11 protein-coding genes are annotated in these 13635 nt (G+C 66.2%); all 11 read right to left on the bottom strand.

The features are described 5' to 3' along the window. Positions 1–7 precede the first annotated feature (7 nt). A complete protein-coding gene (locus F2P44_RS04590; protein WP_229423375.1) occupies positions 8–727 on the bottom strand; it encodes a hypothetical protein in 720 nt (239 codons plus the stop codon). 8 nt (positions 728–735) lie between these two features. Continuing rightward, positions 736–2016 carry a nucleotide sugar dehydrogenase gene (locus F2P44_RS04585; RefSeq protein WP_167085455.1) on the bottom strand — a complete coding sequence of 427 codons (1281 nt, stop codon included), beginning with the start codon at positions 2014–2016 and terminating at the stop codon, positions 736–738. A gap of 49 nt (positions 2017–2065) precedes the next feature. Beyond that, positions 2066–2803 (bottom strand): WecB/TagA/CpsF family glycosyltransferase, encoded by a 738-nt coding sequence (locus F2P44_RS04580; RefSeq protein WP_370662631.1) that lies wholly within the window; start codon positions 2801–2803, stop codon positions 2066–2068. Then, positions 2800–3924, bottom strand: a complete 1125-nt coding sequence (wecB, locus tag F2P44_RS04575; RefSeq protein ID WP_167085681.1) for a non-hydrolyzing UDP-N-acetylglucosamine 2-epimerase — start codon at positions 3922–3924, stop codon at positions 2800–2802. The genes F2P44_RS04580 and wecB (F2P44_RS04575) overlap by 4 nt, the downstream gene beginning before the upstream one ends. Before the next feature lie 82 nt (positions 3925–4006). Continuing rightward, a complete protein-coding gene (locus F2P44_RS04570; RefSeq protein ID WP_167085453.1) occupies positions 4007–5269 on the bottom strand; it encodes a phenylacetate--CoA ligase family protein in 1263 nt (420 codons plus the stop codon). A 61-nt stretch (positions 5270–5330) separates the two neighbouring features. Next, entirely contained in the window at positions 5331–7325 is a 1995-nt protein-coding gene (locus F2P44_RS04565) for a heparinase II/III domain-containing protein (RefSeq protein ID WP_167085451.1), read from the bottom strand. Then, entirely contained in the window at positions 7322–8374 is a 1053-nt protein-coding gene (locus F2P44_RS04560) for a glycosyltransferase family 4 protein (protein WP_167085449.1), read from the bottom strand. The genes F2P44_RS04565 and F2P44_RS04560 overlap by 4 nt, the downstream gene beginning before the upstream one ends. Continuing rightward, positions 8374–9855, bottom strand: a complete 1482-nt coding sequence (locus F2P44_RS04555) for a phenylacetate--CoA ligase family protein (protein ID WP_167085447.1) — start codon at positions 9853–9855, stop codon at positions 8374–8376. The genes F2P44_RS04560 and F2P44_RS04555 overlap by 1 nt, the downstream gene beginning before the upstream one ends. Next, the gene (locus tag F2P44_RS04550) at positions 9845–11038 is read right to left on the bottom strand and encodes a glycosyltransferase (protein WP_167085445.1); all 1194 of its coding nucleotides are present in this window, start codon (positions 11036–11038) and stop codon (positions 9845–9847) included. The genes F2P44_RS04555 and F2P44_RS04550 overlap by 11 nt, the downstream gene beginning before the upstream one ends. Positions 11039–11212: 174 nt before the next feature. Continuing rightward, positions 11213–12481, bottom strand: a complete 1269-nt coding sequence (locus F2P44_RS04545) for a glycosyltransferase (RefSeq protein WP_167085443.1) — start codon at positions 12479–12481, stop codon at positions 11213–11215. Further along, positions 12478–13635, bottom strand: a complete 1158-nt coding sequence (gene wecB / locus F2P44_RS04540) for a non-hydrolyzing UDP-N-acetylglucosamine 2-epimerase (protein ID WP_167085441.1) — start codon at positions 13633–13635, stop codon at positions 12478–12480. The genes F2P44_RS04545 and wecB (F2P44_RS04540) overlap by 4 nt, the downstream gene beginning before the upstream one ends.

Raw genomic sequence — 13635 nt, 5'->3', positions numbered from 1 at the left:
GGCCGCCCTACTTGCCCTGCAGCAAGCTGCGCGCAAGGCTCATGCGGTTAAACAGGATGCCGACCGGGACCAGCACCAGCTGGTCGTCGAATTCTCCGCCGGCCAGGCTGGCGTCGCGCTCGCGCGCGCGCTGGACAAACGTGGTGCTGGCGCCGGCATTGACGCGCTCGTCGACATTGCTGTCCGAGGTGTCCGGCTGGGGCACGCCATGCACGCTGATGCCGCCATGCTCGCGCCCGTGCGACAGCACCACGGCGGCGGCGCACTGGGTGGCCATTGAACACTCGGCGGCGCCGGCCAGGTAAGCCAGGCGGCCGTCGCGGCGCGTGAGCACCGACTTGGTGCCGAACGCCACGGTGGGCTGGATCGGTGCCGCGCTCATTGCGGGCGAGACGCTGTAGCGCAGCAGCTTGCCCCAGCCATCGCCCGGCACCAGTCCCAGGGTGACCCAGGGCAGCAGGCCGGTGCAGTGCGCTTCGCTATCGCAGCGGCCCTCGAATTCGCGGCCGCCGCCCTGCTCCAGCGCCGGACGCGGCAGGCGGCCATTGGCCAGCGCAAAGCCGATCAGCGCTTCGCGGGCCTGGGCCAGCGCGGCCGCACTGCGCCGCTCGGGAGCGGCATACATATCGGTGTTCGCCATGCCGGACATCAGCAGCGAGGCGGCGCCCATGCCGGCCACGGCCAGCAACAGCAGCAAGGCGGCGCCCTCCTGGCGCGGCCTTGCCATGGCCCCCTTTACAGGCGCCATACCTTGATGCCGGCCTCGACCAGGGCAGCCTGGTCGAAGCACGCCTTGACATCGATGAACACGCCGCCCTTGATCAGCTTCTTCTGGAAGTCCTCGATCGAGGTGGCCATCAGCTGGCGGTGCGAGACGGCGGCCACGAGCGCATCGGCGCGCGGCAATTCATCCCAGCTGACCAGCTTGACGCCATACTCGTGCATCGCTTCGTCGGCATCGGCGTACGGGTCGTGCACGAACACTTCCACGCCGTAGGTTTTCAGTTCGGTGATCACGTCGGCCACCTTGGAGTTGCGCAGGTCGGCGCAGTTTTCCTTGAACGTCAGGCCCAGCACGTTGACCTTGGCGCCCTTGATGTAGCTGCCGGCGGCGATCATGTTCTTGATGGTCTGTTCGGCGATGAACTTGGCCATGCCATCGTTGATGCGCCGTCCCGCCAGAATGACTTGCGGGTGGTAGCCCAGCATGTCGGCCTTGTGGGTCAGGTAGTAGGGGTCGACGCCGATGCAGTGGCCGCCCACCAGGCCCGGGGAAAACTTCAGGAAGTTCCACTTGGTGCCGGCCGCTTTCAGCACTTCCGAGGTGTCGATGCCGATCTTGTCGAAGATGATGGCCAGTTCGTTCATCAGCGCGATGTTCAGGTCGCGCTGGGTGTTTTCGATGACCTTGCACGCTTCGGCCGCCTTGATGCTCGAGCAGCGGTGCACGCCCGGCTTGACGATCGATTCATACATTTTCGCGACCTTTTCCAGCGTCTCCGGGGTGTCGCCGGCGACCACTTTCAGGATCGTGGTGAGGGTGTGCTCCTTGTCGCCCGGGTTGATGCGCTCAGGGGAATAGCCGACAAAGAAGTCTTTCATCCAGGTCAGGCCCGAGGCTTTTTCGAGCACGGGGATGCACACTTCCTCGGTCGCGCCCGGATACACGGTGGACTCGTAGATGACGGTGGCGCCCTTCTTCATGTGCTTGCCGACGACCTGGCTGGCGCCGATCAGGGGGCCGAAATCCGGATTGTGGGCGATGTCGACCGGGGTCGGCACGGCCACGATGATCAGGTCGGCGTCGCCCAGGCGGGCCGGATCGTTGGTGTACTCGGCGTGCACGGCCGCGGCCATCTGCTCGTCCGACAACTCACGCGACGGGTCGACCCCGCGCCGGCAGGCTTCGACCTTGGAGACCGAAATATCAAGGCCGATGGTCGGGCCCAGTTTCGCGAACTCGACAACGAGGGGGAGGCCGACGTAGCCGAGACCGATGACGCCAATTGTGCTCATAAAAACTGCCTTTGAATGAATAGTGTAAATAGGGTTCAGCAACCAGGGTTCAGCGCCGGGTCGCTTCTTTGAGGAAGAGCCAGATGAAGCCCATGTCGTCGATAAAGTAGCGGCGGAACATGCGGCGCGGTTCCTGCAGGAAGCGGTAGAACCACTCCAGGCCGCTTTTCTGCATCCACAGCGGAGCGCGCTTGACCCTGCCGACGGCAACGTCGAAGGTGCCGCCCACGCCCATGGCGAATGGAATTTTCATCTGCGCCTGGTACTGGCCCAGGAAATGTTCCTTTTTGGGCGAACTGATCGCCACGAACAGCAGGTCGGCCTTGGCGGCGGCGATCTGCTCGACCACGCCCGCTTCTTCTTCGGGTTTCCAGTAGCCGTTGCGGTAGCCGGCCAGGGTCATGCCGGCGTATTTTTTCTCGTAGATGCGCTTGACGTCGGAGACGACTTCCTCGCGCGCGCCCAGCAGGTAGACGCGCCAGCCTTTTTCGGCGGAACGCTTCATGAGCGCTTCGAACAGGTCGACCCCGGCCACACGCTCCTTGAGCGGTTTTCCGAGCAGGCGCGCGGCCCACACCACCGGCATGCCGTCGACGTTGATCAGCGCGCATTCGTTGATGATGCGGCGCAGTTCGGGGTCGCGGTTGGCCTTGACCAGCTTGTCGACGTTGACCACCACGTGCTGGTGGGGCGTGCCGGCGCTGATGAAGCCTTCCACTTTTTGCAAGGTTTCTTCCATCGTCAGGTTGTCCATCAGACAACCCATCATCTCGATACGTTCGCTCACGCCAATTCCTTCGTCGCCAGTTCCTTGGTTAAAACGGCGACGATGCGCTCGGCCGCCTTGCCATCCCACAGGTGCGGACGGCGGCCCTGCTTGCCTTCGCCGCGCAAGACCTTGCGCGCCTCGGCCACGATGCGTGCCGGATCGGTGCCGACCAGCACGTTCGAACCTTCGTCGACGGTGACCGGGCGCTCGGTGTTTTCACGGATCGTGATGCAGGGCACGCCCAGCGCGGTGGTTTCTTCCTGCAAGCCGCCGCTGTCGGTCAGCACCACCGCCGCGTCTTTCCACAGGTTGAGAAAGGCCATGTAGGCTTGCGGGCCGACCAGGGTCACGTTCGGTCCCAGGTCGATGCCGAAGCTGTCGAGGTTGGCGCGGGTGCGCGGATGCACCGGGAAGATCAGCGGCAGCTCCTGCGCGATCTCGCGCAGGGCGCCGGCCAGGGTGCTCATCATGGCGGCGTCGTCCACATTGCTGGGACGGTGCAGGGTGACCACGCCGTAGCGCGCGCCATTGGCGCTACGCGCAGCCTTGATGGCACTGGTCTCGTAGGAGGACGTATCGGCCGTGCCCAGCTTGTCTGCCTGGAACAACACATTATCGACCATCACATGGCCGACATAATGGATCGCCGACTCGGCCTTGCCTTCGCGCCGCAGATGGGTCACGGCGCTCGGCTCGGTAACAAAGAACCAGTCGCTGATGCTGTCCGTGACCAGGCGGTTGATTTCTTCCGGCATGGTCATGTCGCCGCTGCGCAAGCCCGCTTCGACGTGGGCCACCGGAATGTTGAGCTTCTTGGCGGCGATCGAGCAAGCCAGGGTGGAATTGACGTCGCCCACCACCAGCACGGCGGCCGGGCGCTCGGCCTGGCACAGCTCTTCGAACGCGACCATGATCTTGGCGGTCTGCTGGGCATGGCTACCGCCGCCCGCGCCCATGAAGATATCGGGCTGGGGAATGCCCAGTTCTTCGAAGAACACATCGTTCATCTCGCGGTCGTAGTGCTGGCCGGTGTGGATGATCTTGAACGTGAGTGCGTCCTGCTGTTGCAAGGCGCGCACGATCGGTGCGATTTTCATGAAGTTGGGTCGAGCACCGGCAACCAGATAGATCAGTGGCATAGTCATCCAGATTTATAAAAAAGGCAATTATAATCGGAAAGGCAAATCCGTTGTCCGCACATTATCGAATGTGCGCGCGTGCTCAGCAAGCGAGCGTCTCGCCCAAGGCCTGTTCGACGTTGTCGACACGCATCACGAAGCGGTGTTTGCCGTTCTTGATGGCAACAAATGGCTGGTTGACGGCGAAACGGATGGTGTCGAACGCCAGCGCCGCGGCAATCCGTTCCAGATACGGCGGATGGGCAAAGGCGGCATCGGCGCAATGGACGATGATCACCAGTTCGCGCGCGTCGTAGACCACCTGGAATTCGCTGATGCGCCTGTCCTCGCGGAACAGATGGGTGAAGAACTCGGAATGGACGGTATTGCCGGCACTGTCTTCGACCAGGTCGTTGGCCCGTCCCACCACGTTCTTAATCAGTGGAAAGCCGCGGCCGCAGGGGCATGGCGCCGCCGCCATCTCGACCAGGTCGCCGGTGTCGTAGCGCGGCAGGAAGAACGCGTCGTTCGCCATGTCGGTCGAGACCAGGCGCCCGCCGGGCAGCACCTCGAAATACGAGCGCTGGGTAATCAGGTGAAAGCCGCTGCGCCGTTCGCACTCGTAGGCGGACACGCCGGCGTCGTTGCAGCCGTACTGGCTGAAGCACGGCACCCCGAACGCCTGTTCGATGGTCTCGCGCATGGCCGGGGTCAGCACTTCGGCGGTGCAGACCACGCCGCGCAGGCGGAATTGGGGGCGCCGGCCCGACTTGTTGATGTGCAGCGCCAGCTGGTGGATGGCCGAGGCGTAGCCGTACACCAGGCGGCAGCGCTGGCGCGCGATGTCGGCCGCATAGGCCTCGAGCCGGGCGGCGCTCATGTCGAAGGCCGAATACATGTGCACGTTCATCAGCGCGTAATAGATTCTTTGCTTGTAGCCGGTGCCGAACAGCGCGGTGCCGGCGATGAAGGCGACCGGTTCGCCCAGCCGGTAGCCGGCCACCCGCCAGCTCAGCAGGATGGCGGCCCACAGGTAGGACTGGGCCTTGACGCCGGTGGCGTAGACGAAGGGTTCGCCGGTCGAGCCGCCGGTTTTCTTGCTGACCACCTTGCCGCGGTAGCCAGGGTTGACCAGCCCCGCGCGGTTGGCGTTGGCAAACGCCTTGTCGATCACGGGGAACTGGGCGAACCCGGTCAAACGCGCGTACAGCGGACTGGCCTTGCGCACCAGGTCGACATAGCCTTGCAGCAGCGCCTGCTGGCGCTCCTGCAATTGAGGGGGAGACTCGAATTGAATGGCTTCAAGTTCGTGCAGGATGGACACCGTGCTGGTGCGCCTGATCAAGTCGATCAAGCCGAAACGCACACGCCCCACCACGCTTTGTACTACCGATCCTACACCCCCCATTGTCCATCCCTATGCATGATTAGTTGACCGTCACATCCAGGTCGGTCACCGAGATGACACGTCCGCCAACCGTAATCTTAGCACTTGTACCACTAAAAGTGATGTCCGGCTTAACAATCAAGCAATTCGAGCGCAGGACCGAGACGAAAAAGCCGCGGTTCTTGGCCGTCGAATAGTTAAATTTATTCCAGAAATGCGGTCCCGCCGGCACGGTCGGCGCCGGCATGTAGCCGACCGAGGTGCTCATCGTAAACGGGTCGGGCGAGGCGACCGTGCCGCACAGCTCGGCCGGGGCCAGGTCGGCGCGGAAGGCGGCCGCCGTGCCGCTCAAGGCCGCCACGGTGTGCAGGTTGTACTCGTATTTGCGCGGCGTAGCGCTGTTGAGCTGGTCGATCGTCACCAGGGTCGACGGACGGATGAAGACCACGGTGCGTTTCGCCTGGCTCAGCTTGCCCGCATAGGCGGCGGTGGCGTCGCCGGTGGTGATGTCGTAGGCCGCCGCCTGCAGGAACTTGGTCAGCTTGCCGGACGCGGAGCGATCGCCCAGGCCGCTGGCGCCCAGGTACTGGCCCTGGCCGCCGTCGAAGGTGATCGCATTGTGCGCCTTGGTCTGCTTGTAGTAGTCGCGCCAGTGCGGCGAATTGTAGTAGTCGTAGTAGCCGCTGTCCATGGCCAGCACCTTGCCCTTGGAGTACATGACAAAGCTGTTCTGGTCGGCGTGCGAGTGGTTCACCGAGCCGAACGGGCTGCTCTTGAAGAACACCGAGGTGCGGGCGCGGTCGGCCAGCGAGCTGTGCATGGCGGCCCAGCCGATCGCCGGGAAGTAGGCGCCGTTCGGCTGGGTGCTGGGCAAGGTGACGCTGCCGATATACTCGCGCGGGCTGAGCAGGATGTGCAGGCGCGCATAATCTTCGCCGGTCTGCTGCTTGACGTACCAGCGCGACAGGGTGGTGTCGGAGCGGTTCATGATGGCCTTGCCGAAGCGGGCCCAGTCTTCGATCCGGTTCACTTCGGCGCCGTCGCCGAACACGCCGACCGGCACGCCGGGCGGCAGCGCGTACACCATGAAGCGGGCGAATTCGGCCAGCCAGGGCTTGCGGTAGAACGGCACCCCGAGCACACGCTCGATCAAGTCCCACATCACCAGCGATTCGCCGGCATCCCAGCCGGCATAGCTTGAGCCGTTGGCAAAGCCGCCGTCGTCGCCGCCCCACGGGCTGGTGCCGCTGACATACACCGGCAGCGCGCTGCGCAGCCAGGCATTCATTTCGGGCATGTCGCCGCGCACGATCAGCATGGCGCCGATGAATTTGCCCAGGGCATTAAAGGCAATCCCGTTTTCCGGATACAGCTTGACCGTGTCGGCCACCTTGTTCAGGCCCGAGTTGCCGCAGGCGAGCAGGATATCCTTGACCATCTGCTTGTCGGCGCTGGTCAGGGCGGGATAGGCAAAATCGTAGGCCAGGGCATAGAACCAGGCGTAATCGCGCGTTTCGGAGACGTCCCCGGCGCATTTGCGTGCCAGGATGCCGGGCGCAAACAGCTGCATGCGGGCCCGCATTTCGGTCAGGAACCAGGTATTCTTGGTCATATGATAGGCCACGGCCGCCTCGGCCATGCCTTCCAGCAAGCGGTCCTGCTGCCACCAGCTTTCCATGCGCGTTGCCGTATTGGTCGAATTGATCTGCGTCTTCAGGGTGCTGGTGACATTGGCCACCGAATTGCGCTGCAAATAGCCGGTTAGGGCCACGATGGACGAGGTCCGCTCGGCCTTGGTGGCCGCCACGATGCCCAGATAATCGGCCTGGCCCTTGAACAGGCGCGGGTGGCCCATCGGCGCGGCGGCGTCGAATTTATCGATAGCGCTGGTCAAGGACGATGCGGTCAGGGCGGTGGCCGTGGCCGTCACTTCGGCGGCCGTAAACCGCGGCGTGGTGGCGGTGAAATTCTGCGCCGAGGCGGGCAGGCACAAGGCCGCCGTCGCCAGGGAAAAAACGCTTATTAATCTTATCATGCTGCCAACTCCTCATAACGGTGTCGAAGACGTCGCAAGACGGTCCCGACAATGTATTCGGACTTGACACGCGCAAGTCCGCGCTCGGAGATCGTATCCGCCAAGATATTATCGTCCAAAATGCGCAAAATTGAGGCAGTCAATTGGGGTATATTGCTCACTTGGACCAGAAAACCACACTTTCCTTGGTCCAACATGTGTGGCACTGCGCCAACATCGGTGGCGACCACCGGAACACTTGCCATCATGGCTTCCAGAATTGACATCGGCATCTGTTCCTTGTGCGATGGCAGCACGAAAACAGCCGCTTCGGCCATCAGGGCCGCGCGCGCCTCGGCATCGACCCAGCCCGGCAGGCGCAGGCAGTCGGCCACGCCGAGTTCGGCCGCCAGCGCGCGCGCGCCGTCGGCGTCGCCGTCGCCGGCCAGCACCAGGCGCGCGTCGGGCGCCTGGTGCTGCACGGCGGCGAAGGCGCGGATCAAGTCGAACACGCCCTTCTTCTCTTCCAGCCGTCCCAGGAACAGCACGCTGCGCCCGGGCCGGCGCGCCAGCGGCGCGGCGCCGGCGATCGGGTTGGGAAACAGCTCGACCGCCTTGAGCCCGGCGCGGGTGCGCAGCCAGGCCGCCGACACCTCGGTCAGGGCGAAGGCGGCGGCGGCGCTGCCCAGCAGGTCGAGCGCCAGGCGCTGGCGCCAGCCGGACAGGCGCACATCGATGAAGTCGATGAACTCGCCGCCATGCAGGTGCAGCAGCACCGGGCGCCGGAACAGGCGCGCCGCCGCGATGAAGGGCGCCTTGCGCCAGAAGCTGACCCCGGAGGCCAGGTGCACATGCAGCAGCGAAACGCGTCCGCACACCAGCAGCGCCAGGAACTGCAGCAGCGCGGCCAGCGCGCGCCGCGCCTTGCGCAGCGCGCCGCCGTCGACGTGGGTGGCGATGAAGCGGCAGCGCCCGCCCTCCTCGTAGCCGTGCGCCAGATAGGTCTGGACCACGCTGCCCATGCCACCGCGCGAAGCCGGCGACGGTCCGATCATGATGACCGACTTCATCAGTCGGACCCGGCGCTGTCGCTGTCGCTATCGCTATCAATATGGGCCGCGCCCAGGTAGCCGGACAGGTCGAGGCGCTGCAGCAGCAGCTTGTGCTTGCCCGAGACCGAGCGCGGGATGGTGTCGACCCGCACGATTTCCACATCCAGCCCGCCCTGGGTCTTGGCCAGGATGCCGGCCGCCAGCGCGGCGCGCGCGCGCGGGGTCAGTTCGGTGTCGGACATGACCTTGAGGATGGCTTTTCCGGGCGCGTTCTGCTCGAACTGCATCATGTCAGCGCTGGCGAGCTGCTCGAAGTGGGCCGCGCCGATGGTGCAGATCGACACCAGGCGGTGATCGCGGCACACCAGGAATTCCTGCAGGCGCCCTTCGATCCGTTCGACCACCGCAAAGCCCGGCCGCAGCGGATTGGGGGCCGCGCTCCACATGGCCAGGTCGCCGGTGCGGTAGCGGATCAGCGGCATGACCCGGTTGTCGAAACCGGTGGCGACGATTTCGCCGAGCACGCCCGGCTCCTCGATGGCGCGCCCGGCGCTGTCGACCAGCTCCACCTTGCCGTACAGGGGCCAGAAAAAATAACGCCCGTCTTCGGGCAGCGAGATGGCCTTGACGGCGCGCTCGGAGTGACCATAGTCGAGCAGCACCGGGCAGCCGAACACTTCGCGGATCAGCTCGACCTGGTAATCGTAGACATTCTCGGAAAACAGTTGCACCGCCTTGATGCGGGCGCAGATCTCGGGCGCCGGATTGGCCTTGAGCCAGTGCGCCAGCGGCACCAGCGCCGACGAAAAGGCGTGGATGAAGGTCGGCTTCCACTTGGCGATGGCGGCCACGTAGCCGGGCATGTACTGCGCCTCCAGGTGGTCCGAGGACAGATGCAGGTAGCGCTTGATCGGCTCGTACATCCACAGCGCGCCGCCCGGCTTGCCGGCACCCGGCACGCTGCGCCCGCGCAGCGCCAGGATGATGTCGCCCTGGCCGACCCCGGCGACCGTGTCGAACATGCTGTTATAGGCAAAATCCTTGGAGCGCGACACGTATTTTTCCAGGTACAGCTTCATCGGCACCGAGGTCGAGCCGCCGGTAAACGCCATCAGGTGGGTTTCCGGCCCCATCCGGGTGGACAGGTAGCGCGTGCTGTCGGCCTTGATCGATTCCTTGTCGAGCAGCGGAAAGGCGGCCAGCAGGCGCGCCGCGTCGGAAGGATCGCGCACCTGGTCCAGGGCGCCTTTCAGGCCGGCGTAGGCCGGCACCGTCTCGATCGCCCAGCGCAGGGTGGCCAGCAGTTTTTCGTCGGCGCGGCGGGCGGTCCATACCGGATCGCCGCAGCGGGCAATCTCGGTGGAAAACTCGTCGTACTTGGCGCCGTAGCGCAGGCGCGTCGGCGCCAGCGAATACAGGTGGCCGACCGAGCTCTTGACCCATTGCGGGGCCGCCGTATAAAACTTCAGGAAAGGATGGACAATGTCTTCAATCGGCATGCTGCTGGGCTTTCTGTGCTGTCGTGGTCGTAGTCCCGGTGGTGCTGGCGCTCGCGCCGGCCAGCCCCCGGAAGATGGTCTCATAGCGCGCGATCATGTGCTGCACGTCGAAGCGCGCGCGCACCGACGCCAGCGCGCCCTGCCCCAGGCGCGCGCGCAGCGCCGGGTCGCCGACGCGGGCCAGCGCGGCGCTCAGCGCGCCGACGTCGCCGGCCGGATACAGCAGGCCGTTGACGCCGTCATCGACCTGCTCGCGCATGCCGCCGACATCGCTCGCCACCAGCGGCTTGCCGAGCGCCATATATTCCAGGGTGGCGATCGGAAAATTCTCGTCGTGCGAGGTCAGGGTCATCACATCGCACATGCCGATGAAGGGACGCACATCCTGCTGGAAACCGGCCAGCAGTACCGCCTCGCGCAGGCCGAGCGCATCGATGCGCGCTTCGATCTGGGGCCGCATCACGCCGTCGCCGACCAGCACCGCACGCGCCGCCACCCCGTCGCTGCGCAAGCGCGCCAGCGCCTCGAGCAAATCGCCGTGCCGTTTTTCCTCGCGGAAAATCGCGCACAGGCCGATCACCAGCTCGTGCGCGCCGATGCCGTGCTGGGCGCGCAGCGCGGCGGCCGGCTGCGCCACCAGCGCCGCCGAAAAATGCCCCAGGTCGACCCCGTTGTGGACCACTTCGCTGCGGCGCAGCCCGACCCCCAGCTTGGCAAAAAACCCGCGCTGCAGCTCGCTGATGAAGATGACACAGCTGGCCATCCGATAGAATTGACGATACACAATAAAACGCAGGCGCGCGCTGCCGCCGCGCCGCACCACCCCCATGCTGTGGCATATAAACGCCTGCGGCGGGCGGCGCCGCGCGCGCAAGCCGGCCAGGGTGGCGCACATCTGCGAATACTGGGAGGTGGCGATCACCAGGTCGGGCGCCAGCTGGTCGGCCAGGGCGGCCAGGCGCTTCAGGGCGCCCAGGTCGACCCCGCCGCGCGAATGGCAGCAGACGATGGGTGCGACCCCGCCCCGTTCCAGCTCGGCGGCCAGTTCGTCGGAATCCTTCAGGTAGGCCACGGCCACCCGGTGGCCGCGCTGCGCCAGGCCGGTCGCCAGCGCCACCAGGTGGCGTTCGGCGCCGCCGAACTTGAGCTGGTCGGCGACGAACAGGAGGGTCATTGGCGTCATCTGGGCTTTCAAGCAATCATAGTCAAGGTTGAGGCGCCCGCCGCGGCGGGGCCGACAGCGGGTTCAGGTCGGGCCGCGCCGCGCAGGCCGGGCCGCGCAGGCCGCGCCGCGCAGGCCGGGCCGCGCCGCGCAGGCCGGGCCGCGCTAGGCCGGGCCGCGCTCGGCCAAGCAGGGCTAGGCCGTGCCGCGCCCGAGCGCCAGCGCGATCTGGGCCTTCAGGGCGGCGGCCACGCGCGGCGCGGCGAAGCGCTCGGCCACCGCTTCCGGACCGCCCCGCTCTGCCGCGCCGTCCAACGCGTCCAGGCCGGCGCGCAGCATGCGGGTGACCGCTTCGATATCGTCCGGCGCGGCGCAGGCGTCGGCGCTGCCGGCCCATTCGGCAATCAGGTCGGCCGAGGTGCCCGGCGGCGTGATGCCCCAGACCGGGCGGCGCGCGCCGATGTATTCCACCAGTTTACTCGGCAGGAACACGCTGGGCAACTGGCTGGGCGCATCGATCACCAGCAGCGCGTCCGAGTCGCGCGCCAGCTGCAGCGATTCGCGGTAGCCGACCTGGCCGCGCATGCGCACCAGGCCCGCCGGCAGCGCCTTGTAGGCTTCCGATGCGAGCAGGTTGGGCGAGACGTGGCCGACGAATTCGAAGGCGACCGTGTCGAGCGCGGCCGGCTGGCGTTCGAGGATGCGCGCCAGCGCCGCAAACAGCGGCTCGGGCGAGCGGGCGCCGTAGCAGGCGCCGATGTGGCGCACCACGTGACGCACGCCGGGACGCGCCGCCACGTCCACGGCCGCAGCCAGGGCCGGCGCCGGGCCGGCGAAATTATCCATGTCCCAGGCGTGCGGCAGCACGGCGGCGCGCGCGCGCCAGGCCGGCGGATACTTGGCCATCACCAGGTCCAGGGTGCGCTGCGAGGTAAACAGCACGCGGTCGGCGGCGCCGATCACGCGCCGCTCGAGCGCCGCGTTGACCCGGTGTTCCAGCCAGGTGTTCGGATGGAAGGGATTGTCCGACCAGGGGTCGCTGAAATGCGCCAGCCACGGCAGTCCGGTGCGGCGTTTCAGTTCCAGCGCCAGCAGGTGGTCCGACATCGGCATGCCGAAGCTGACCAGCGCCTCGCTGCCGCTGGCCGCGATCCGTTCCAGCGCCGGCCCGAGCGCGCGGCGGCGCCACGGACCCAGGCCGTCGGGAATGGTGTTATACAGCGGCAGCAGGCGGCGCGCGACCTTGTGCAGGAAGCCTTGGAAAAAAGTGCCGGGGCTGGGCACGCACAGCGAGCCGATGCGCTCGAAAAAATCCGGATACTGGTCGTAGGCGTCGGAAAATTGCGGATCGCTGCCGTGCAGCAGTTGCACTTGGGCATCGAGGTGATACAGCTGGCGCCCGATCTGGATCGCCTGCGGGGTCAGCTTGGGCGGCGCGTAGTAGCAGATTGCAAAAATCTTCAAGCGCGCTCTCCGAAGCCAGCCAGGGAATCGAGGATGCGCAGCGAAGCGTGGCCATCGCCATAGAAATTGCCGCCGCTGCCGGCGCGCAGTTCGCTGTCGAGCAGGCCGGCCACGGCCGCCACGATGCGTTCGCGGTTGGGGCCGACCAGGTGCACCATGCCGGAGGCGGCGCCTTCCATGCGCTCGGTAACGTCGCGCATGACGACCACCGGTTTGCCCAGGCTGGGCGCTTCTTCCTGGACGCCGCCGGAGTCGGTCAGCACCACGCTGGCATTGATCATCATCGCCACGAACGGCAGGTAGTCGAGCGGCTGGCACAGCACCAGGTTGGCGAAGCCGGCCGGCACCAAAAAGCGCTCGACGGCGCCGCGCACGGCCGGGTTCGGATGCACGGGGAACACAAAATCGATCGCGGGATAGCGCGTGCACAGCTCGGCGATGGCGGTGCAGATCGCCTCGAAGCCGGCGCCGAAGCTTTCGCGCCGGTGCGCGGTGACCAGCACGAAGGGGCGGGCCGGCCCGATGAAGCGGTTCAAGCCCTGCGGCTCGAGCGCGGCGGCGACCTGGGCGCGGCAAGCCGGGTCGGCCTGCAGGCGCTCGCGCACCAGGTACAGGGCATCGATGCCGGTGTTGCCGGTGACCAGGATACGCGTCTCGGAAATGCCTTCGCGCAGCAGGTTGGCCTGGGCCGGCGCGGTCGGCGGGAAGTGCATCTCGGCGATGGCGCCGACCAGCTTGCGGTTCATCTCTTCGGGGAAGGGTTCATAGATATTCCCGGTGCGCAGGCCGGCTTCGACGTGGGCCACCTTGGCCTTGGCGTAGAAGGCGGCCAGCGCGCCGGCAAAGGCGGTGGTGGTGTCGCCCTGCACCAGCACCCAGTCCGGGCGCACTTGTTCCAGTACCGGCGCCAGGCCTTCGAGCACTCCAGTGGTCAGACCGGTCAGGGTCTGGCCCGGTTTCATCAGGTTCAGGTCATACTCGGGATTGACGCCAAAAAAGGCCAGCACGCTGTCGAGCATTTCGCGGTGCTGGGCGGTGACGCAGACCACCACCTCGAAGCCGCCGTGGGCGCGCGCGGCCAGCACCACCGGCGCCAGTTTGATGGCCTCGGGGCGGGTGCCGAAGACGAAGAGCAGTTTTTGAAGTGCGGGCAT

This window comes from Massilia frigida (assembly GCF_011682175.1).
Lineage (GTDB): Bacteria > Pseudomonadota > Gammaproteobacteria > Burkholderiales > Burkholderiaceae_D > Telluria_A > Telluria_A frigida.
Note: the sequence above shows the minus strand (reverse complement) of the source record. Positions and strands in the feature narration are given on the sequence as shown.